The organism is Mesorhizobium sp. LNHC229A00, from assembly GCF_000502415.1.
Lineage (GTDB): Bacteria > Pseudomonadota > Alphaproteobacteria > Rhizobiales > Rhizobiaceae > Mesorhizobium.
In genome coordinates this window covers 138,133-159,416 of the sequence record NZ_AYWQ01000004.1, presented here as the reverse complement: position 1 = coordinate 159,416, position 21,284 = coordinate 138,133, and the positions used below count along the sequence as shown (strand labels likewise).

Here is a 21,284-nt window from a genome sequence, read left to right as displayed (position 1 = left end):
GCCCTGCCGCAGTTTTGTCGAGGGAGTGTTTCGTGTAAAGAGCGCGGACTTCGAATTTTTGGACCAGTCAGATCATGTCCGGTCCCCGGACAAGACNGGAGTGTTTCGTGTAAAGAGCGCGGACTTCGAATTTTTGGACCAGTCAGATCATGTCCGGTCCCCGGACAAGACAGGAAAAGCCAGGGAATGCGCACCGATACCGGCCAAGTCTTCAAACTCGAGGACTATCGCCCCAGCGACTACCTCATTCCGGAAACCCACCTTGAATTCCGTCTTTCGCCGCAGGCAACGGTCGTCACCGCGATACTGATCGTCGAACGCCGCGAGGACATATCCACGTCGGCTCCGCTGGTGCTCGACGGCGATGGTTTGACGCTCAAACGCATCGAGGTCGACGGCAAGATGATGAGACCGGCGGATCTGCTGGCGAGCCCCGACCAACTGACCCTGCTCAAACCGCCGGCGGCACCTCGTTTCCAACTGCTGATCGAAACCGAGCTGGCCCCAGCCGGCAACGAGGCCCTGATGGGCCTTTACCGCTCGAATAACGTGTACTGCACGCAATGCGAGGCGGAGGGTTTTCGCCGCATCACCTATTTCCTCGACCGCCCCGATATCCTGTCGGTCTACACGGTGCGCATCGAGGCGCGACGCGACGAGGCGCCGCTGCTCCTGTCGAATGGCAATCCGGTCGAGAGCGGCGATCTCGCCGAAGGCTGGCACTACGCCAAATGGCACGACCCCTTCCCCAAACCGTCCTATTTGTTCGCCCTGGTGGCCGGCAATCTCGGCCAGGTCGCCGACAATTTCGTCACTATGTCCGGCCGCAAGGTCGAGCTCGGCATCTATGTCGAGCTCGGCAAGGAGGCGCTCGCCGGCTACGCGATGGACGCGCTGAAGCGGTCGATGCAATGGGACGAGGAGGCGTTTGGCCGCGAGTACGACCTCGACGTCTTCAACATCGTCGCCGTGTCGGACTTCAACATGGGCGCGATGGAGAACAAGGGCCTCAACATCTTCAACGACAAATACGTGCTGGCCGACCAGGAGACGGCGACGGACGCCGATTTCGCCAATATCGAGGCGATCATCGCGCATGAATATTTCCACAATTGGACAGGCAACAGAATCACTTGCCGCGACTGGTTCCAGCTTTGCCTGAAGGAAGGGCTAACGGTCTTCCGCGATCATGAGTTCTCCGCCGACCAGCGCTCGCGCGCGGTCAAGCGCATCGCCGAGGTGCGCACGCTGCGGGCCCACCAGTTTCCCGAGGACCAAGGCCCGCTGGCGCATCCGGTGCGGCCGCGCCGCTACCGCGAGATCAACAATTTCTATACGGCGACGGTCTACGAGAAAGGCTCCGAAGTGGTGCGCATGATCCGCACCATTCTCGGACCCGAAGTCTTTCGCGCCGGCATGGACCTCTATTTCGAACGCCACGACGGCGAGGCCGCGACCATCGAGGACTTCATCAAGGTGTTCGAGGACGCGTCCGGCCGCGACCTGTCACAATTCGCGCTCTGGTATCATCAGGCTGGCACACCCAACCTGACGGTCAGTTCGACGCACAATCCGGCCGCACAGGAATTCACGCTCGAGATCGAGCAGTCGGTGCCGCCGACACCCTCCGAAAGCCGCAAGCGGCTGATGCATATCCCGCTCGCCTTCGGCCTGATCGGCGCCGGCGGCAAACCTGTCGCATATAGCGACGTCGAGGGCGCCAGCGTCGAGGACGGCGTCATCCACGTCCGCAAGCGTCGCCATGTGGTGCGTTTCTCGGGCGTGGCCGAGCGCCCGGCGGTGTCGCTCAACCGTGGCTTTTCGGCGCCGGTGACGCTGTCGGTCGAGCAGAAGGCGGCCGACCAGTACTTCCTCGCCCGCCATGACAGCGACGCCTTCTCGCGCTGGCAGGCCTTCAACACGTTGCTGACCGATGCGCTGATCGCTGCCTTCCGCCAGATCCTCGGCGGCAAACAGCCGGACTTCGCCCCACGGCTGACCGAGCTTGCCGGCAGCATCGCCAGCGACGAGACGCTGGAGCCAGCCTACCGGGCCCTGGCGCTGGCGCTGCCGGGGGATGCCGACATCGCCCGCGACATCGGCAAGAACATCGATCCCGATGCCATCCATGCGGCCCGACAGGCGCTTGCGCGGGCGATCGGCATGGCCAATGGCGAGGCCTTTTCCGGCCTCTACGACAGCCTTGCCGACAAGAGCGCTTTCAGCCCGGATGCGGCGAGTGCGGGACGGCGCGCCTTGCGCAACATTGTGCTGGATTATCTCTCGCTGCTGCCGGGTGGAGCAGCATTGGCTGCCGGGCATTTCCACTCCGCGACCAACATGACCGACCGGGCAGCCGCATTGGCCGTGCTTGCGCATCGTCACCACGGATCGCCGGAGGCAGGCGAGGCGCTGGTGGCTTTCGAACAGACATATGCGTCGGACCCGCTGGTGATGGACAAATGGTTCCAGATCCAGGCCAGCGTGCCTGGGCCGCAGGCGGTGGACACGGTTCGCGCCCTGACCGCTCATGCCGGCTTCTCAATGGGCAATCCGAACCGGGTGCGCTCGTTGATCGGCACATTCTCCAGCGCCAACCAGACCGGCTTTCACCGCGCCGACGGCGAAGGCTACCGCTTCTTCGCACGAACGGTGCTTGAGGTTGAAAAGCGCAATCCGCAAGTGGCGGCAAGGCTGGCGACGGCGCTCAGGTCATGGCGCTCGCTCGAACCGGGCCGGCAAGCCAAGGCCCGAGAAGTGCTGGTTTCGATCGCCAATGCCGAAAACCTGTCGGCGGATCTGCGCGACATCGTCGAGCGCACGCTGGCTTAGGCGCTCCGCCTTCTTCCCCGCGGGAGAAGGCCGGGTTCAAAAGCCCACTATTTTAGTCGATTTTTAATCTTTTTTCGCCGGACCACTGGACAAGGCGAATCACCTTTGATTCTTTAATGGCGATTCGGAAGTGCGGTGTTGCCGGATCACCAGCACATAGAAATGCGGCATACTGAAATCGGGGAGTGCCATTTATGGCAAAGGCGGACGCGTGGGGCGCGCCCGGCGGGATGGTTTTTGCGCGTCGCGAGACGCGCGGCGACGGCCTTGCCGGGAATACGCGGCTCATTGCCGAACCGGCCTACAAGCGGCTTCTGGCGGCCGAACCGCTGCTGCGCCGGTCGATACCGGCCCTCATCGTCATCTTCCTGCTCGTCATTGCGGCGCTGCGTGTAATCTCGCTGATGAACGAGCGCGACGACGTGGAGCGCGATGCCAAGGCTATCCTGACGCTGGCGGCCGCGCAGCTCGCCAGTTCGCTCGCCACCACATCAGACACGCTGCCGGGCGCCACGCAGGACCTGCTGGAGACCACCAGCCGCCAGGGCGCCATGGGCCGCAGCCATGTGCTGGTCGTCACCGACAGCGCTTTCAGGATCACCGCGGTGACGCCGCGTTCGGTGCCCTGGCAAGGCCATTCGCTCGACGGCCTCGTCCAGGGCGGCCAACCTCTGTTCATGTTCGGCGACCGGGCTGGCGTCATGGAGGTCAACATTGGCGGGCAGGACTGGTACGCGGCGGTCAGCCTGAGCAAGGACAGGAAGGGAGCCGCGGCGGCGCTCGTCCCCCAAGAGGCGGTCTTCGACACGTGGCGCAAGACCGTCTCGCTCAACGTCACCCTGTTCGTGCTGACGGCCGGCGTGCTGATCATCATTCTCTATGCCTATTTCGGTCAGGCGGCGCGCGCGCAAGCAGCCGACCGCATCTATGTCGAAGCGCATCAGCGTATCGACATGGCGCTGGTTCGCGGCCGGTGCGGCCTGTGGGATTGGGACATGGTGCGCGGCAAGATGTACTGGTCACGCTCGATGTACGACATGCTGGGCTATGAGCCCTGCGAGGCGATGCTGTCCTTCGGCGAGGTCGACGAGATTATCCATCCCGAGGACGGTGACCTGTTCGAACTCGCCAACAGGATCGTCGCGCGCGAGATCGACCACATCGACCAGGTGTTCCGGATGCGGCATGCCGATGGCCAGTGGGTGTGGATGCGCGCCCGCGCCCAGGTCATGGACCCGGAAGCGCCGGAGATCCAGCTCATCGGCATCGCCGTCGACGTCACCGAGCAGCGCCATCTGGCGCTGCGCTCCGAAGCGGCCGATCTTCGCCTCAGGACGGCGATCGAGAACATCAATGAATCCTTCGTGCTGTGGGATTCGGCTCAGAACCTGATCATGTGCAATTCCAAATACCAGCAGGACAACGGGCTCTCGGATCGCGACGTGATGCCAGGTGTAACGCGCGCTTCCCTGGAAGAACGTATGCTGGCCTTCGCTTCGGAACGCCGGCTGGCCAATACCAACGGTCCGCAGGGCGGCGCCACGTTCGAGCGCCAGCTTTCCGACGGCCGCTGGCTGCAGGTCAACGAGCTCAGGACCAGGGACGGTGGCATCGTCTCGGTCGGGTCCGATATCACCCAGATCAAACTGCACCAGGAGAAACTCGTCGACAGCGAACGCCGGCTGATGGCGACGATCCATGATCTCAGCCTCGCCCGCCGGGCCGAAGAGGAACGGGCGCGCGAACTGGTCGACCTCAACCGCAAATACATGAAGGAAACCGAGCGCGCCGAAGCGGCGAACCGGGCCAAATCCGAATTCCTGGCCAACATGTCGCATGAGCTGCGCACACCGCTCAACGCCATCATCGGGTTCTCCGAGCTGATGGAACAGGGGCTGTTCGGTCCGTTGGGTTCGGAGCGCTACGAGGAGTACGCCACCGACATCAACAGCAGCGGCAAATATCTGCTCGGCGTCATCAACGACATTCTCGACATGTCCAAGATCGAAGCCGGCCAGTTCTCGCTGGACCAGGAACAGATCGACCTCGGTCCGCTGATCAGCGAGACGGTGCGTGTCGTCTCGCTGCAGGCGGCGCAGAAGGCGATCACCGTGGAAACGCGCATTGCCGACGCCTTGACATTGTTTGCCGATCGCCGGGCGATCAAGCAGATCGTCATCAATCTCCTGTCCAACGCGGTGAAATTCACCGGCCAGGGCGGCCACATATCGGTCAGGGCCCGCAACACGTCAGGCGCGCTGGTGCTGACGATCGAGGACAATGGCTGCGGTATCCCGAAGGAAGCCCTCGGCAAACTGGGGCGCCCCTTCGAGCAGGTGCAGAACCAGTTTTCCAAGAACCATGCCGGCTCCGGCCTTGGCCTTGCCATTTCGCGCTCGCTGGCCGAGTTGCAAGGCGGTGCACTGAAGATCCGCTCGACCGAAAGTGTCGGCACGATCGTATCGGTGCGCATTCCCGTGAAGAAGGCGCCAACGGCGGTCAAGGCCGCGGCCTGAGCGACAGGCTCCGGTCGACGACTCGGAGCCCGCCTCAACCAAATCTTACTGCACGCCCCCGTCGTTGCCTTCGTCATCCCATTGACGGTCATGGCGCCCGTCCTTCGGCAGTTCGCCCTTCTCGATCTTGCCGTCATTGTTCTTGTCGAGCATCGCGAAAAGCTTCTTTTCGCGGCCGGTGATGTCATCCGATGTCAGCGTGCCGTCGCCCTTGCTGTCGTAACGGGCGATGATGCGTCTGGCCATGCGTTCGAAGCGCGCCTTCTCCAGCGCGTCGGCGAGTTGAGCGACAGTCAGCTTGCCGCCATTGTCAGTGACAAGCTTCTTGAGCCGCGCGTCCATGACATCGGAGAACTGCTCGAAGGTGATTTTGCCGTCATTGTCCTTCATTGCCTTGTCGAGCCGCATCATGGTGCGCTCACGCACGTTGGCGCTGTCGAGGTTCTCGCCATAGGCCGCGCCGCCGACGGCTCCGGCCAGGGCGATGTAGGCAAGTGCGAGCTTGGTTGTCTTTCTCATGGTTTTCTCCTGTTGCATCGTCACCCCCGATGCGGCCGAACGTCGTTGGTCACGACCCTCCGGTACGAAGCAGAAGGTCGAAATCCTTCCTGACCTTTTGCGACGTCTCCTTGAGATGTGCTTCCAGCACACCGAAATCCGGCAGGTCGGCGACCGCCAGAAGCAGATCCGAAAGCCCCGGCGGAACGTCGTCACGTTCGAACGGTCCGGTGAGGCACAGCCGCGTCATCTGGGTCAGTGCCAGATAAAGGGTGTAAGCCTCGCCGAGGTCCTGACTGATCACGGCATTGGCGAAACGGGGCGTCAGACGAGACAGGATCTCGGCCGTACCGGTGGCGCGTGGCCCGGCCTCGACCTGCCCAATGATGACAGCCACCTGGGCGATGAATTCGAGATCGATCAGACCGCCCGGGATCAGCTTGATGTCCCACGGGTCGCGGGGCGGTTTTTCCTGCTCGATCATGGCCCGCATGTCGGAAGCTTCGGTTTTCACCTTCGCCGCGTCGCGTGGCTGGCCGAGCAGCGCGGCGACTTCCGCTTCAACCTCGGCGCAGAGGCCCGCGTCGCCAGCAATCGGGCGCGCCCGCGACAGCGCCATGTGTTCCCAGGTCCAGGCTTCCTTGCGCTGGTATTTCTTGAAGGCATCGATATGGGTGGCGACCGGTCCCTTGTTGCCGGACGGCCGCAAACGCAGGTCGAGCTCGTAAAGCACCCCTTCCGCCGTCGGTGCCGATACCGCGGATATCAGCCGCTGCGTCAAGCGGGTGTAGTAATGCGACGGCGCCAGCGGTTTTTCACCATCAGAGTCCTCGGCGTCCGCGTCGTGATCGTAAAGCAGGATGAGATCGACATCCGATCCGGCCGTCAATTCGCGGCTGCCAAGCTTGCCCATCCCAAGCAGCGAAACCACGCCACCGGCGATCGTGCCGTGGCGCACCGCGAATTCGGCCATCACCGCTTGCAAGGCCGCCGCAATGGTCAGGTCAGCAAGATCTGAAAAAGCACGGCCGGCGCGGGCCGGATCGATCGAGCCCGCGAGCAGCCGCACACCGATCAGGAATTTCTGCTCGGAAGCAAATATGCGTAAGCGGTCGAGCACGTCCTCATAGGCCCTGTCGCCCTCAAGGAAGGCGGAAAGCCGCCCCGAGAGATAGGCGCGGTCTGGCAGCTCGGTCAGCAACGCCGGGTCGAGCAAGCCGTCGAACACATGCGGCCGGCGAGTGATGATGGCCGCCAGCCTTGGTGCCGCGCCCATGATCGTCGCCATCAGCTTGAGCAGTGCGGGATTCGACTGCAGCAGCGAAAACAGCTGGATGCCGGCCGGCAGGCCAGCGAGGAACTCGTCGAAACGGACCAGCGCCTCGTCGGCCCGGCGCGTCTGGCCAAAGGCCTTGAGCAGTGCCGGCGTCAGTTCCGTCAGCCGCTCGCGCGCCTCCGCCGACTGGGTGACGCGATAGCGGCCGAAATGCCAGCCGCGGATGACGCGGCAGATATCGCTCGGCCGCTGAAAGCCGAGGCCGTGCAGGGTCTGCAGCGTGTCCGGGTCGTCGACGTCACCGGTGAAGACCAGGTTGCCGATGCCGGCCGAAAGCTCGGGCGCGGTTTCGAACAGCGCCGCATAGTGGCGCTCGACCTGCTGCAGCGAGGCACGGAAGGCCCCGGCGAACTCGGCGGCACCGGCAAAGCCCAGCATGCCGGCGATGCGCTCCAACCCTTCATCGTCCTCCGGCAGCGTGTGCGTCTGCTCGTCGGCCACCATCTGGATGGCGTGTTCGACCCGGCGCAGGAACCAGTACTGGAGGGCGAGTGCGTCTCGTGCGTCCGATGTGATCCAGCCTCGGGCCGCGAGCTGACCGAGCATCGGCACGGTTTCGCGGCCGCGCAGCTCCGGAAAGCGGCCGCCGGCGATGAGCTGCTGGGTCTGGACGAAGAACTCGATCTCGCGGATGCCGCCGCGCCCAAGCTTGACGTTGTGCCCTTTCACGGCGATCTCGCCATGGCCCTTGTGGGCATGAATCTGGCGCTTGATCGAATGGACGTCGGCAATCGCCGCGTAGTCCATGTATTTGCGCCAGATATAGGGCTGGAGTTCCTTGAGGAATGCATCGCCCGCGGCGAGATCACCGGCCACCGGGCGCGCCTTGATCATCGCGGCGCGTTCCCAGTTCTNATCTGGCGCTTGATCGAATGGACGTCGGCAATCGCCGCGTAGTCCATGTATTTGCGCCAGATATAGGGCTGGAGTTCCTTGAGGAATGCATCGCCCGCGGCGAGATCGCCGGCCACCGGGCGCGCCTTGATCATCGCGGCGCGTTCCCAGTTCTGGCCACGCGCTTCGTAATAGCGAAGCGCGGCTTCAACCGGGATAGCCAGCGGGGTGGAGCCGGGATCGGGACGCAACCGCAGATCGGTACGGAAGACATAGCCGTGCTCGGTGCGGTCCTGCAGGATGCGAACCAGCCGACGCGTCAGGCGTGAGAACAGGTCGGTGACGTCGAGAGGATCGACCACGGCGGGTGCCTCCGGATCGAAGAACACGACGAGGTCGATGTCGGACGAGAAATTCAGCTCATGCGCGCCGAGCTTGCCCATGCCGAGCAGGATCCAGCCCGATCGATGCGAGGGGTTGTCGAGGTCGGGCAGCTTGAGCTTGCCCAAGCCATGCGCGTCACGCAGCAGGAAATCGACTGCCGCGCGGGTGCAGGCGTCGGCGAGATCGCTCAACCGCCTTACGGTCAGCGAGGTTTCGGCCTCGCCCGAAAGATCGGCGAGCGCGATCAGGAAATGTGCCTCGGCCTTATGCCGGCGCAGCTCCATCATCAGGCCGGATTCCGAGACTGTTTCGGCCAAGGGCGCCTTGTCGATCGCGGCGGTGATCGCCTTCAGACGGGCCTCTATCGGCAGGTCGAACAGCCCGTCCAGGATTTGGGGCCGGCGGCGCGCCGTATCGCGCAGGAATGGCGAAAGGTCGAAGACAGCGGCGAGGAGATCCTGCGCCTTGCCTTTGCCGGCCAGGAATTTGGCCACCCGTGTCAGCCCCTCTTCGCGCGCTGCGTCCGCGATTTCGGTGAGCTCCTGTCGTGCCCGGGCCTCGTCGAGCGGGACAAGCGGGGTTTCCAGGCTGAGCAGCCAGTCTGTCTTGCTCCGCTTGGCGACGGCCTCCATCAGTGATCCTCGCGCGCCGGGAAACTCATGGCCACGGATAGTCCTGGATTGCCAGGCAGCAGGTCAAGCCGCCCGTAATGGAATGTCATGACCGCCTTGGCGAGACTGAGGCCAAGGCCAGAACCAGGCTGCGAACGGCTCTTCTCCAGCCGCACGAAGCGCTCCGTCGCCCGGGCGCGATCGGCGTCGTCTGGAATGCCCTGGCCATTGTCCGTGACGGAAAGCCTGATCTCGCCGTGCGTGCGTTCGAGCTTTACACGGACCGCCGGCTTGGACGTCGAATCGGTCGAGTACTTGATCGCATTGTCGACGATGTTGGAGAGCGCCTGGCCGATCAGCTCGCGGTTGCCGTCGACGACAAAAACACCATTCACCTCGGTGTCCAGCGAAACGCCAGCCTCCTCGGCCACCGGCTCATAGAGTTCGACGACATCACGTACGGCCGCCGCCAGATCGACGCGGTGGGTGTGCTCGGAAGAATAGCCCGCCTCCAGCCGGGAGATCATCAGGATGGCGTTGAAGGTCTTTATCAGCTGGTCGGACTCGGCGATGGTGCCTTCCAGCGCCTGCCTGTAGTCCGATGTCTTCTGCTTGCCGGAAAGCGTCGCTTCGGCCCGGTTGCGCAGCCGGGTCAGCGGCGTCTTAAGGTCATGCGCGATGTTGTCGGAAACCTGCTTAAGGCCTTCGTTGAGCGTGGCGATCCTGGCCAGCATGGCGTTGAGGTTTTCCGAAAGCCGGTCGAACTCGTCGCCGGTGCCGGTCACCGGCAGCCGGCCGGAGAGATCCCCGCCCATGATGCGCCGGCTTGCCTCCGACACGCCATCGATACGCTTCAGCGCCGCGCGGCCGACAAAGAACCAGATCAGGATGCCACCCAGGGCCATCATGCCGAGCGCCAGCATCAGCGAACGGCGTATGACGGCACGGAACCGCTCTGGTTCCCCGAGATCGCGGCCGACCAGCATGATCATCTGGTTCGGCAGCCGAAGCACCAGGGCAATGGCGTTGTGGCCCTTCTCGCCCTGCGCTTGCGTGTCGCTCTGGTCGGGCTGTGCGGTCCCCTTGTCGGCAGGCAAGTTGCGTAGACGATCGAGTTCTCCCTCGCCAAAGCGCTGATAGGAAAATGGGCTGGTGGTCCAGCCTTCGTTTTCGAGAACGCCCGGCTCGAGGCTCTGCACGTTACCGGTCAGGATCTGGCCGTTGGCATCGGCGATCAGATAGAGATTGGCGCCGGGCTGCCGCGAGCGGGCCTCGACCACGCGGACCAATACCGGAAGGCCACCGCGCTGATAGGCGCGGGCAAGGCCGAGCACCTCGTCGTTGATGGTCTCCTGCGTCTGCCCGGTCAGCATGCGCGCCGAAAGCGAAGTCATATAGAGGACGAGCAGCACCGCGCAGAGCGCGAAGAGCAAGAGATATAGCGCCGAAAGCCGCGCGGCCGTCGTCTTCATGATGGCGGGCACGGAAAGCGCCATGCCGCCGCCTAGCCGCCCTTCAGCATGTAGCCGGCGCCGCGAACGGTATGCAGGATCGGCTTGTCGAAGCCCTTTTCGATCTTGCCGCGCAGCCGGGAGACGTGGACGTCGATGACGTTGGTCTGCGGATCGAAATGATAGTCCCAGACATTTTCGAGCAGCATCGTGCGCGTCACAACCTGGCCGGCATGGCGCATGAGATATTCGAGCAGGCGGAATTCGCGCGGTTGGAGCGTGATCTCACGCGCCGCCCGGCGGACAGAATGCGAGAGCCTGTCGAGTTCAAGATCGCCAACCCGGTAGACGGTCTCGGCCTCCTTGGCGCTGGCGCGTCGGTTGAGCACCTCGACACGAGCCAGAAGTTCGGAAAAGGCATAGGGCTTGGTCAGATAATCGTCGCCGCCGGCGCGCAGGCCGGTGACCCGGTCATCGACTTCGCCCAGCGCCGAAAGGATGAGCACCGGCGTCGTGTTGCCCCTGGAGCGGAGAGCGGCAATGACCGACAGGCCGTCGCGGCGCGGCATCATCCGATCGATGACCATCACATCGTAGTCACCCGCATCGGCAAGCGCGAAGCCGGTCTCGCCGTCACCCGCAACATGCGCGGTATGACCGGCTTCGGTGAAGGCTTTCTGCAGATAATCCGCAGCCTCGCGATCGTCTTCTATGACGAGAATCTTCATAGGGCCGTTATACGCGATTTCGCTTGAAGGTTGAGTAGCCGGCATCTGCATTTTAGCCTTAGCCAAAGCGCATCGCGATCAAGACGATCGAGAGCGTACGCGACAAAATCTTTGTTCCGTGGCGTCGTTAGGCCGAACATGCCAGTTTCCGGTCATGTCGTTACCTGCAACCGGGACCAACCGGCATCGGGCACGAGGCCTGAGTGGGCAGCCACATGCGGGCGCGGCAACGGGCGATGGGAAGCCCGCTGCCGCTGAGAAAGAGCACGATGACTGACTAACGGGCTCTCCTCCTACTTTCCCATGCGGCGACTCGGGGGTGTTGAAACCGCCGCATTGGAAAAGTCGTCTCAGCCCTTGGCCACCGGCACCGCGACGAAGCGGTTGTTGTCGTCACGGGTGATCTGCATCAGCACCGCCTTGCGTCCGGATTTGACCGCATCGGCCATGGCCTTGGTGACGTCTTCGGTGCCGTTGACCTCCGCCGAGTTGACCGCGGTGATGACGTCGCCCGGCTGGATGCCGCGATCGGCGGCGGCGCTGTCGGGGTCGACGTCCGTCACCACCAGACCCTTGCCGTTTTCAGACTTGGTGACGGTGAGGCCAAGATCGGCCAGCGTGTCAGGCTTTGCGGGAGCGGCAGGCTGCTGTTGCTGGTCGTTCGAGGCCTGCTTGTCGCTCGCCGGCAGTTTGCCGAGATCGACCTTGACCGTCTGACTCTTGCCGTCGCGCCAAACCGTCACATCAACCGACTTGCCCGGCGAATAGGCGCCGATCAGGCGGGCGAGTTCCTTCGGGGACGCAACGTCCTTGCCGTCGACCTGGGTGATCACGTCGCCGGCTGATATGCCGGCCTTCTTGCCGGGGCCATCGTCCTGGGCGCTGGACACCAACGCGCCATTGTTGGACTTCAGGCTGAGCGATTCGGCTATGTCGGAGGTGACCGGCTGGATTTCGACGCCGAGCCAGCCGCGCTGCACCGCACCGCTCTTCATCAGGTCGCCCACGACCTGCTTGGCGGTCGAGGCCGGAATGTCGAAGGCGATGCCGACACTGCCGCCCGAAGGCGAGAAGATGGCGGTGTTGATGCCGACCACCTGGCCGTTGAGATTGAAGGTCGGGCCGCCTGAATTGCCGCGGTTGACCGAGGCGTCGATCTGGAGGAAATCGTCATAGGGGCCGGCGCCGATATCGCGGCCGCGCGCCGAGACGATGCCGGCGGTGACGGTGCCACCGAGACCGAACGGATTGCCGACAGCCACGACCCAGTCGCCGACACGAACCTTGGAATCGTCGGCGAAGTCGACATAGGTGAACTTGCCGCCACCATCGACCTTGAGCACGGCGAGATCGGTGCGCGGATCGGTGCCGACCAGCTTGGCGTCGAGTTCCTTGCCGTCATTGGTCACAACGGTGAAGGCGGTGCCCTCTTCGACGACGTGGTTGTTGGTGACGAGGTAACCGTCTTCGGAGATGAAGAAGCCGGAGCCCTGCGCTACCGGGCGCGGCTCGCCGTTGTTGCGATCGCGATGACCGAAGCGACGATGACCTTCGTCGTTCTGGCCGCCCTGGTCGCCAAAGCCACGGAATTCCTTAAAGAAACGACGCAGCTGCGGATTGTTGGGAAGATTGTCGAGGCCGTCCTGATCGTCGGAGCCATCATCGGCGGTCGGCTGAATCTTGGCCTTGACCTTGACGCTGACCACGGCCGGCGACACACGCTCCACGACATCGGCGAAGCTCAGAACCTGCGGGGCTTCGACGCGCACGGCGTCAGCGAGAACGGGGCTGGTTCCGCTGGTCAACGCGCCAACGCCGATCGCACCGGCGACCGCGACAGACGCGGCAGCAGCCAGAAGACGCTTGCGGGTGCGGAAATATGAATCGGGGGCAATATTCATGGATCTCTTATCCTCTTTCAAACGGACGCGCCTTGATCGGCATCCTCAAGGAACAACAATTAGGGAAGCGCACATTACGACGCCATTTCCGGCACATGAAACTTTGGTAATGTTGGCGGGCGACGGCAACCGTCAGTCGCGGCGGAGGATCGCATCCAATGCCGCCTGCTCTTCGACCGAAAGCGCTGCCGTTGCTGGAAGCCGGCGTGACCGTGCACTGAGCACTATGAACACGCCGGCCAAAAGCAGGAGAACCGGCGTGCCCCACAGCATCGCGTTGCGCAGATCGAAGCGTGGCTTCAGCAGCACGAACTCGCCATAACGCGAAACCACATAATCCATCACCTGGCGGTCGGTATCGCCCGCGACAAGGCGTTGTCGCACCAGGATACGCAGGTCCCTGGCAAGGTCGGCATCGGACTCGTCGATCGACTGGTTCTGGCAGACCATGCAGCGCAGGCCCTCCGACAGCGCCCGCGCCCGCGCCTCGAGTGCCGGGTTGGCCAGCATCTCGTCGGGCTTCACCGCCATTGCCGTTCCGGCGAAGAACAACGCCAGCAACAGGACTATCGACGTCAACGAAAGCCTTGCCCTCATGGCAGGCCTGCAGGCGCCACCGCCTGCTTGCGACGGCGCGATGGCGCGCCGACCCGCAGGCGCCTGTCCATCAGCGACATCGCCGCACCCGCCATCATCACCAGGCCGCCACCCCAGATCAGTGTCACCAGCGGCTTCCACCACAGACGCACCACGACCGAGCCGTCCTTGCCCTCGTCGCCGAGCGAAATGTAGAGCTGAGAAAGGCCAATGGTCTTGATGCCGGACTCCGTCGTCGTCATCTGCCGCACCGGATAGAAACGCTTGGCGGAGCTGACTTCGCTGACAGGGCTGCCGCTGACGCCGATCAGCTCGAAACGCCCGCGATCCTCGTTGTAGTTCGGTCCCTGCGCAGGATAGAGCCCGACGAACCGCACCATGCGGCCGGAGATTTCGACGGTTTCGCCGGCATGCATGGACAGGATCTTCTCCGTGCCGAAGCAGAGCGTGCCAACGATGCCGAGCACGGTCAGGCCGAGGCCAAGATGCGCCAAAGCGGTCCCGAAAACCGAGCGTGGCAAACCAACCAGACGCCTGACCATTGTCGGCGTTGCGACACTGCCAATCCCCGCCTTGATAGCAAGGTCGGTCAGCGCGCCGAGGATCAGCCAGACGCCGAGGCCGACGCCAACCGCGGCAAGCACCGAAGCGCCGTCGATGAACAGGACCGTAACCAGCGTCGCAAGAAGCGCGGCCGCGAACGCGGCCATCAGACGCTGCGCGACGCCGAAGACATCGCCGCGCTTCCAGGCCAGCAGCGGCCCAAAGGGAACCATCACCAGCAGCGGCACCATCAGCGGGGCGAAGGTGAGGTTGAAGAACGGCGCTCCGACCGAAATCTTGTCGGCCGAAAAAGCCTCGATCGCCAGCGGATAGAGCGTGCCGACGAGCACCGTGGCGGTCGCCGTGGTCAGGAACAGATTGTTGAGGACGAGCGCGCCTTCGCGCGAAACCGGGTGAAACAGGCCGCCTGCCGTCAGCTTCGAGGCGCGCAGCGCAAACAGCACCAGCGAGCCGCCGATGAACAGCGTCAGGATGCACAGGATAAAGACGCCGCGCGTCGGATCGGTCGCAAAGGCGTGGACGGAAGTCAGGACGCCCGAACGCACCAGGAAGGTGCCGAGCAGCGACAGCGAGAAGGTGAGAATGGCGAGCAGCAGCGTCCAGATCTTCAACGCCGAGCGCTTTTCCATGACGATGGCCGAATGCAGCAGCGCGGTGCCCGCCAGCCACGGCATGAAGGAAGCGTTCTCGACCGGATCCCAGAACCAGAAACCGCCCCAGCCGAGTTCGTAATAGGCCCAGTACGATCCCATGGCGATGCCGCCGGTCAAGAACATCCAGGCGACCAGCGTCCATGGCCGTACCCAGCGCGCCCAGGAGGCATCGATGCGACCCTCGATGAGGGCGGCGACCGAGAAGGAAAAGCAGATCGAGAAGCCGACATAACCGAGATAGAGCATCGGTGGATGAATGGCGAGGCCAAGATCCTGCAGGATCGGGTTGAGATCGCGGCCTTCGATCGGCGCCGGATTGAGCCGGATGAAAGGATTGGAGGTCACCAGGATGAACAGGAAGAAGGCAGCGCCAATAGAGCCCTGCACGGCGAGCACATTGGCGCGCAGCGTCGCCGGCAAGTTGGAGCCGAAAGCGGCGACAAGCGCGCCGAAGAAGGTCAGGATCAGCACCCAGAGCAGCATCGAGCCTTCGTGATTGCCCCAGGTTCCGGTGATCTTGTAGATCAGCGGCTGCAGCGAATGCGAATTCTCCCAGACGTTCGCCAGGGAAAAATCAGAGCTTGCATAGGCGCTCGCAAGGGCCGCGAAGGACAACGCCGTCAACGCGAAACCGGTGACCGCGACCGGACCGCCAACCGCCATCAGGCGCTGGTTGTTCAGCCGCGCGCCAAACAGCGGCACGATCGTCTGCACCAGTGAAAGCGCGAACGCCAGAACCAGGGCGAAATGTCCGGTTTCAACCATTCGCGCGACTCACGCTTGCTGTTCTGCCAGAGTTATTCACTCTTGCTCTCCTGCCAGACGCCCTTGGCCTTCAGGCCGTCGGCTACTTCCTTGGGCATATAGCGCTCGTCGTGCTTGGCCAGAACGCTGTCGGCGACAAAGACGCCGTCAGGGCCGAAGGTACCCTCGGTGATGACACCCTGCTCCTCGCGGAAAAGGTCGGGCAAGATGCCGGTATAGGTCACCTTGACCGATTTGTGGGTGTCGGTGACCGAAAAGGCAACCGTTGCGCCCTGGCCGCGCTGGATGGTGCCTTTTTCGACCAAACCGCCGAGCCTGATGCGCTGGCCCGGCTGAACGCTCGCCGTGGTCAGATCGGCCGGCATGTAGAAATAGGACGCTTTCTGGCCAAGCGCATAGAAGGTCAGCCCGGTGGCTGCACCCAGAAAAACCAATCCGCCCGCGATCACCGACAATCGTTTCTGCTTGCGCGTCATACCCAATTCTACTCCGTCGCCGTCAAGCCGAGCGAGGCGGCAAAGGCGGTGAATTTCTTGGCTTCGTCACTATCGACCCCAAAGACCGCAATGGCGCGGCCCAGCGCATCGCGCGCCTGATCGGCCTTGCCCAGCACGACATAGGAACGAACCAGCCGCATCCATCCTTCCGGGTCGCGCGGATTTTGACGAAGTTTGTCGTCCAGGCCGGCGACCATGGTGTTGATCATGGCTTCCCTGTCCTGCTGCGACATGGAGGACGCCGCGTCGACATCGGCGGCATCGGGGCCTTTCGCGGCCGTGCCAGAGGCGACTTCCGGGCCGCCGGATTTGGCCAGCGCCTGTTCGACAGCGCCGCGCCATGGCGAATCCGGCGGCAGAGTACCAAGCATTGCCTGCCAGGCCGCCCCCGCTTCCTTGGCACGGCCCTCCTGCGCCAGTGCCATGGCCAGATAGAAGCCGGCTTTCGCATTGGCCGGGTCAAGCTTCAAGGCCGCCTCGAAGGCATCCTGGGCATCGGCCGAAACAATGCCGCCCGCCGCACCGGCGATCGCCTCGCCGAGACCGGCCTGACGGACAGCGCTGTCGCCGTCGAGGCGAATGGCGTTGCGGTAGGCCGCCGCGGCGTCGGCAAAGCGCTGCATACGCAGATAGACCGGCGCCAACACGTCCCAGCCCCTGCCGTCGGAAGGATTGGCGGCAAGATGGGCCTCGGCTCGCGCCACCAGCTCATCGACCGAACTGTCGGCGGGGTTCTTGGCCAACCGCTCGCTGAGCGGCTGCGATGGCAGGTCAGGCGAGCCGATCTGACTGTAGAGGCCCCAACTGACCAACGGAACCGCCAGCACCGCAACGGTCGCGAGAAGCCGCACGCTGCCCGATGGCCTGCCGGACGTCTTGGCCGCCAGGTCCGCGTTGCCCAGGCGAAGGATGCGGCGCGCGATCTCGGCGCGCGCCTCCGCGGCTTCGGCGGGCCCTATCAAGCCACGCGCGGCATCGCGGTCGAGTTCGGACAGTTGATCGCGATACACTTCCAGATCGTGATCGCCGCTCGATGATGCGCCCTCGGAGGCACCGGCCAACGGCAAAAGCACCGCCAGGCTGGCGCCCAGCGTGAGAATTGCGGCTATGACCCAGAACAGCATGGTTCTTCCAATAACGGCAGAGCCCTGCCCTGCCAACACAGGCATCCTGCGACGCTTTGACGGCACGCGCGCCGAATGTCGCGATCGAAATCCACCGGCCGGATCGCAACGGGACCCGGTTGGCTAGGTCAATGGCGTCCAACTGCCGTCGGCATTGCGACAGGCTGTTCCGTGCGCCGTGACGCTGGCGCCGCCCGCGAACACCGTCTGCGTGTATTGGCGGCAATCCTGCGAACCGACGCGGTAAGGCTGGGCTGGGACGACCTCTCCATAGCGCGAGGCCTGATCGCCCTTCCAGGTCACCTTCTGGCCGCTGGTGTTGTATTCGAGCGCCTTGTATTCGGCCTCGAGCGCGCTGCGCTTCTCCGTGTCGCTCAGACCGTTGCCGATCGACCCGCCAATGAGGCCGCCGCCCATGGCGGAAATGATCGACTTGGTGACGACCTTGCCGCCGGCCGGAGGCGTCGAGGCCGGTGTCGCCGCCACGGTCGGGCCCTTGCCGCTGAAGGTGGTGCAGCCCGACACGGCCAGCAATGCGGAAACAAGCGCGACGCGAATCTTCATGCCAACAACCGGTTTTCTTGAGTTGGAGCCTGCCATGGATGCGCCGGGGGCCGCGTCATCGGAGAAAGTAGGCGTGGCGATAGTGTTGATATTTGTCGGAAATTTGGCCGCTGGCGGCTGCTCCGGGGTCAATCGATATGCCGCCACAACATGCGCCTTCCATTGCTGCCGATTGGCTTGGGTAGCATTACTGCAGGCTCCGCAATCGCACCGCCGCCTTCAGTCCTCCCATGCCGGACCGATCGAGCGCCAGGGCGCCTCCATACTCGTTGACGAGATCGGCGACAATGGCAAGGCCCAGGCCTGTCCCAGGCTTGGTCTCATCGAGGCGCCGCCCCCGCTTCAGCGCTTCACGGGCCTTGTCCTCGGGAATACCCGGTCCGTCATCCTCGATGCTGATCTCGAACAGGCTCTCATCCTTGCCGGCCAAGGGCACGACCGAGACCGCGACAGCACTCCTTGCCCATTTCACCGCATTTTCGAGAAGATTGCCAAGCAGTTCCTCGAGGTCCTCGCGTTCGCCGGCAAAGACGATCTCGGTAGCCGGCAGCGACAGCGAAAGGCTGGTCTGCGGGTTCAGCTTCTGCAAAACGCGCACCATGCGCTGCACCAGCGGTGCCACCGGCGTGCGATAGACGACGCTGTCGCGCTGCGCCGCGACGCGGGCACGCTGCAGGTAATGGTCGATCTGCTTTTGCATGGAGGCGGCCTGCTCGGCGATCAACTGTCCCTTGGCGCCGCCAAGCGCCCGGCCCTCGTTGAGCAGAACGGCGAGCGGTGTCTTCAGGGAATGGGCGAGGTTGCCGACCTGGGTCCGAGAGCGCTCCACGATGCGTTTGTTGTTTTCAATCAGCGCGTTGGTTTCGTTGGCTAACGGTTCGATCTCGGCCGGGAAGCGGCCGTCGAGCTTCTGTGCGGTGCCCTCCCGCACCATGGCAAGCGCGTTCCGGACCCGGCGCAGCGGCTGCAGTCCGAGCAGGATGGCAATGGCGTTGATGGCGATCATGCCGATGCCGAACAGGCTGAGATAGGTCAGCAAGCGGCGTTGGAACGTTCCTATTTCCTGCTCCAACTCGGTCTTGTTGCCCATGACGCGGAAGCGCGCGGCGCGGTTCTTCGCATCGAGAACGAATTCGCTCTCGAATACCACCAGTTCCTCGCCATTGATGCCTTGCGCGGCATAGCTGCGCTGGAAATTGGCGTTGAAGGGAACATCCGCCACGTCCGGCGACGGGATGGTCCGGGTCATGGACGACGAGTGGAGATCGCCGTGAACGCCTTCCGAGGCGGGCTCGACGGACCAGTACCAGCCCGAATTCGGTTCCGAGAAACGGAGATCGCCAAGATCGGGGGAGCCCGTCAACGCGCCGCTGTCGGAGATGCCGATGGAGCCGATCAGGTTGAACAGATGCGCCGACAACAGGCTGTCGAAGCCCCGCTCGCTGGCCTGCCGGTAGAGGGTGGTGATCAGGGTGAAGATAACGACCAGGGTCAGGATCGCCCATACCGTGGAGAAGGCGATGACGCGGAACGTCAGCGAGCGCGGCCACGCGCGCAGCGAGAGCCGTCCGTCCACGGTCGGGTTGGTGGGGAGCGGTTCCGCCTTACGCCTCCGGCTCACGCATGCGGTAGCCCATGCCGCGTACCGTTTCGATCATGTCGATGCCCATCTTCTTGCGCAACCGCCCGACAAAGACCTCGATGGTGTTGGAATCACGGTCGAAGTCCTGGTCGTAGAGATGCTCGACCAGTTCGGTGCGCGAAACGACCTCGCCCATGTGGTGCATCAGATAGGCAAGCAGCCGGAATTCGTGCGACGTCAATTTCAGCGGCACGCCGTTGACATCGGCCTTCGAAGCCTTCGTGTCGAGACGCAGCGGCCCGCAGGTCAGTTCCGACGAGGCGTGGCCGGCCGCGCGGCGGATCAGGGCCCTGACGCGCGCCAGCACCTCCTCGATGTGGAACGGCTTGGTGACGTAGTCGTCGGCGCCCGCGTCGATGCCGGAGACCTTGTCGCTCCAGCGGTCACGAGCGGTCAGGATCAGCACCGGCATTTTGCGGCCGCCGCGACGCCAGCGCTCGACCACGCTGATGCCGTCCATCTGCGGCAGGCCGATGTCGAGCACAACGGCATCGTAAGGCTCTGTGTCGCCGAGGAAATGGCCCTCCTCGCCATCGAAGGCACGATCGACGACATAGCCGGCATCGACCAGCGCATCCGAGATCTGCCGGTTGAGATCCTTGTCATCCTCGACGACGAGTACGCGCATACGGGGACCAATGCCTGTTGATTGAAGATTTCAGGTATAGGCCGATTCCGCCGGCCTGGGAAACGGAGGGAGACCGGTCAGTTCTGTGGAACGACGATTTCGGAGCGGCGCGGACGTTGTCCGTCCTTGCCGGGCACGAGAACGACGATGACGCAGACCGGCTGACCGCCACGCGTCGATGCCGAGGCCTTGGCGAGCGTTCCGCCATTCTGCTGAGCCACCTGCTGACCGATCGCATAGCAGTCGGATGCAGCCAGGACGATCGGGCTGGCCTGATCGGGCTCGATGACCGGTATCGCCATTGCCTGCGACGCAAACAGCCCGGCGGCACTAAGCGCCAGGGTCGCGGTTCGGAAATGGAAGCGAAGCGTTTTCATGACCCGCGTTGTAACGCATCGGTGCTGAACGTGAAATGAACAGTGAACCGCGCTGAAACCATGCTCGCCACCCCTCTGCAACGCGAGACAGACACCTTGGATTTCACCGCCCCGCCAGTGAGACCCGCGAAAGCTCAATCTAGACTCCGTTTCGGTGATATTGAAAGTGCGTCACGCGTTTTCCTGCGTCAGCGCACGGAATCGCAGCAGCCCATGGTGGACAAGGAGTTCCTCATCATAGCGCGCCTCGCTGAATTCCAGCGACAGCCGCGTCTGGCCACGCGGGCCTATAACCAACACCGCTCCGGCAAGCCGCGCCTTGATGGCATCCATGATCGCCCGCGTCTCGTCCTCGCGATGCGCCTTCGACCAGACATGCAGCGTGATCAGCTGGTCGTCGTTGTTCTCGGCGCCGGTGTCCCATTCGAAGGCAGACGTCTGGCCTGAAGTCACGTAGGGAAAGGCTACGTTGTCGGTTGCCCGCTCGAGCAGTCCGGCGCCGCCCAGCAGCGCCGATAGCGACGCATCGCTTTTCAGTCTCAGAAACAGGGCCTGCTGCAAATCGCCGGGCGCGGTCATCGTCCATTTCCTTAAGCCGTTGCGCCATCGACAATGCTTTTCGTAAAGCCTGCCCATGTCCGCATCCCTTCTCAGATATAGCGGTTCGCCACGCGAAGACGATGGCGATTCGTCATCAGAATTATGAACGCCGATGATCTCGAAAATACGACTTGCCGACAATCTCGTCAGCCGGCGCGGTAGAGCCTGGCAGATTGACCATG

The 21,284-nt window shown here is 63.5% G+C and carries 15 protein-coding genes and 2 pseudogenes; 2 read left to right on the top strand and 15 right to left on the bottom strand.

The features are described from left to right. Positions 1–186: 186 nt before the first annotated feature. Both pepN and X742_RS158865 read left to right on the top strand, forming a co-directional pair. The gene (gene pepN, locus X742_RS158860; RefSeq protein WP_023771596.1) at positions 187–2,832 is read left to right on the top strand and encodes an aminopeptidase N; all 2,646 of its coding nucleotides are present in this window, start codon (positions 187–189) and stop codon (positions 2,830–2,832) included. A 194-nt stretch (positions 2,833–3,026) separates the two neighbouring features. Next, positions 3,027–5,348, top strand: coding sequence for a PAS domain-containing sensor histidine kinase (locus X742_RS158865; protein WP_023771595.1), 2,322 nt, complete (start codon positions 3,027–3,029; stop codon positions 5,346–5,348). A 45-nt stretch (positions 5,349–5,393) separates the two neighbouring features. Here the strand turns inward: X742_RS158865 and X742_RS158870 are convergent, their stop codons facing one another. The 15 genes and pseudogenes from X742_RS158870 to X742_RS158930 all read right to left on the bottom strand — a co-directional run bounded on the left by X742_RS158870 (position 5,394) and on the right by X742_RS158930 (position 21,081). After that, on the bottom strand, positions 5,394–5,867 hold the full coding sequence (locus tag X742_RS158870) for a hypothetical protein (protein WP_023771594.1): 474 nt from the start codon (positions 5,865–5,867) through the stop codon (positions 5,394–5,396). A gap of 49 nt (positions 5,868–5,916) precedes the next feature. Then, a pseudogene (locus tag X742_RS0136570) lies at positions 5,917–8,034 on the bottom strand (bifunctional [glutamine synthetase] adenylyltransferase/[glutamine synthetase]-adenylyl-L-tyrosine phosphorylase); the annotation flags it as partial. A gap of 62 nt (positions 8,035–8,096) precedes the next feature. After that, positions 8,097–9,032 (bottom strand): annotated as a pseudogene (locus tag X742_RS0136565) (bifunctional [glutamine synthetase] adenylyltransferase/[glutamine synthetase]-adenylyl-L-tyrosine phosphorylase); the annotation flags it as partial. Beyond that, positions 9,032–10,507, bottom strand: coding sequence for an ATP-binding protein (locus X742_RS158875; protein ID WP_023771593.1), 1,476 nt, complete (start codon positions 10,505–10,507; stop codon positions 9,032–9,034). The gene X742_RS158875 and the pseudogene X742_RS0136565, both read right to left, overlap by 1 nt. An 8-nt stretch (positions 10,508–10,515) precedes the next feature. Beyond that, positions 10,516–11,190, bottom strand: a complete 675-nt coding sequence (locus X742_RS158880) for a response regulator transcription factor (protein WP_023771592.1) — start codon at positions 11,188–11,190, stop codon at positions 10,516–10,518. Between the two features lie 350 nt (positions 11,191–11,540). Further along, positions 11,541–13,091, bottom strand: coding sequence for a Do family serine endopeptidase (locus X742_RS158885; protein WP_023771591.1), 1,551 nt, complete (start codon positions 13,089–13,091; stop codon positions 11,541–11,543). Between the two features lie 132 nt (positions 13,092–13,223). Next, on the bottom strand, positions 13,224–13,688 hold the full coding sequence (locus tag X742_RS158890; RefSeq protein WP_023771590.1) for a cytochrome c-type biogenesis protein: 465 nt from the start codon (positions 13,686–13,688) through the stop codon (positions 13,224–13,226). After that, on the bottom strand, positions 13,685–15,670 hold the full coding sequence (locus X742_RS158895) for a heme lyase CcmF/NrfE family subunit (RefSeq protein WP_023771589.1): 1,986 nt from the start codon (positions 15,668–15,670) through the stop codon (positions 13,685–13,687). Before X742_RS158895 ends, X742_RS158890 begins: the two co-directional genes overlap by 4 nt. 32 nt (positions 15,671–15,702) lie before the next feature. Continuing rightward, positions 15,703–16,146 carry a cytochrome c maturation protein CcmE gene (gene ccmE / locus X742_RS158900; protein ID WP_015318623.1) on the bottom strand — a complete coding sequence of 148 codons (444 nt, stop codon included), beginning with the start codon at positions 16,144–16,146 and terminating at the stop codon, positions 15,703–15,705. Positions 16,147–16,154: 8 nt separating this feature from the next. Beyond that, positions 16,155–17,291: a c-type cytochrome biogenesis protein CcmI gene (ccmI, locus tag X742_RS158905; protein WP_023771588.1), complete on the bottom strand. Its 1,137-nt coding sequence runs from the start codon at positions 17,289–17,291 to the stop codon at positions 16,155–16,157. A gap of 123 nt (positions 17,292–17,414) precedes the next feature. Then, entirely contained in the window at positions 17,415–17,855 is a 441-nt protein-coding gene (locus tag X742_RS158910; RefSeq protein WP_023771587.1) for a hypothetical protein, read from the bottom strand. Positions 17,856–18,042: 187 nt separating this feature from the next. Then, entirely contained in the window at positions 18,043–19,476 is a 1,434-nt protein-coding gene (locus X742_RS158915; RefSeq protein WP_023771586.1) for an ATP-binding protein, read from the bottom strand. Continuing rightward, on the bottom strand, positions 19,460–20,125 hold the full coding sequence (locus tag X742_RS158920; protein WP_015318627.1) for a response regulator transcription factor: 666 nt from the start codon (positions 20,123–20,125) through the stop codon (positions 19,460–19,462). Before X742_RS158920 ends, X742_RS158915 begins: the two co-directional genes overlap by 17 nt. A gap of 77 nt (positions 20,126–20,202) precedes the next feature. Continuing rightward, on the bottom strand, positions 20,203–20,502 hold the full coding sequence (locus X742_RS158925) for a hypothetical protein (protein WP_023771585.1): 300 nt from the start codon (positions 20,500–20,502) through the stop codon (positions 20,203–20,205). 171 nt (positions 20,503–20,673) lie between these two features. Continuing rightward, on the bottom strand, positions 20,674–21,081 hold the full coding sequence (locus tag X742_RS158930; RefSeq protein WP_023771584.1) for a DUF3168 domain-containing protein: 408 nt from the start codon (positions 21,079–21,081) through the stop codon (positions 20,674–20,676). Positions 21,082–21,284: the final 203 nt, after the last annotated feature.

What these genes read in the sequence shown, in the direction of transcription:
- pepN (WP_023771596.1), top strand. Translation starts at nt 187, where the DNA reads ATGCGCACCGATACCGGCCAAGTCTTCAAACTCGAGGACTATCGCCCC.
- X742_RS158865 (WP_023771595.1), top strand. Translation starts at nt 3,027, where the DNA reads ATGGCAAAGGCGGACGCGTGGGGCGCGCCCGGCGGGATGGTTTTTGCG.
- X742_RS158870 (WP_023771594.1), bottom strand. Translation starts at nt 5,867, where the DNA reads ATGAGAAAGACAACCAAGCTCGCACTTGCCTACATCGCCCTGGCCGGA.
- X742_RS158875 (WP_023771593.1), bottom strand. Translation starts at nt 10,507, where the DNA reads ATGGCGCTTTCCGTGCCCGCCATCATGAAGACGACGGCCGCGCGGCTT.
- X742_RS158880 (WP_023771592.1), bottom strand. Translation starts at nt 11,190, where the DNA reads ATGAAGATTCTCGTCATAGAAGACGATCGCGAGGCTGCGGATTATCTG.
- X742_RS158885 (WP_023771591.1), bottom strand. Translation starts at nt 13,091, where the DNA reads ATGAATATTGCCCCCGATTCATATTTCCGCACCCGCAAGCGTCTTCTG.
- X742_RS158890 (WP_023771590.1), bottom strand. Translation starts at nt 13,688, where the DNA reads ATGAGGGCAAGGCTTTCGTTGACGTCGATAGTCCTGTTGCTGGCGTTG.
- X742_RS158895 (WP_023771589.1), bottom strand. Translation starts at nt 15,670, where the DNA reads ATGGTTGAAACCGGACATTTCGCCCTGGTTCTGGCGTTCGCGCTTTCA.
- ccmE (WP_015318623.1), bottom strand. Translation starts at nt 16,146, where the DNA reads ATGACGCGCAAGCAGAAACGATTGTCGGTGATCGCGGGCGGATTGGTT.
- ccmI (WP_023771588.1), bottom strand. Translation starts at nt 17,291, where the DNA reads ATGCTGTTCTGGGTCATAGCCGCAATTCTCACGCTGGGCGCCAGCCTG.
- X742_RS158910 (WP_023771587.1), bottom strand. Translation starts at nt 17,855, where the DNA reads ATGAAGATTCGCGTCGCGCTTGTTTCCGCATTGCTGGCCGTGTCGGGC.
- X742_RS158920 (WP_015318627.1), bottom strand. Translation starts at nt 20,125, where the DNA reads ATGCGCGTACTCGTCGTCGAGGATGACAAGGATCTCAACCGGCAGATC.
- X742_RS158925 (WP_023771585.1), bottom strand. Translation starts at nt 20,502, where the DNA reads ATGAAAACGCTTCGCTTCCATTTCCGAACCGCGACCCTGGCGCTTAGT.
- X742_RS158930 (WP_023771584.1), bottom strand. Translation starts at nt 21,081, where the DNA reads ATGACCGCGCCCGGCGATTTGCAGCAGGCCCTGTTTCTGAGACTGAAA.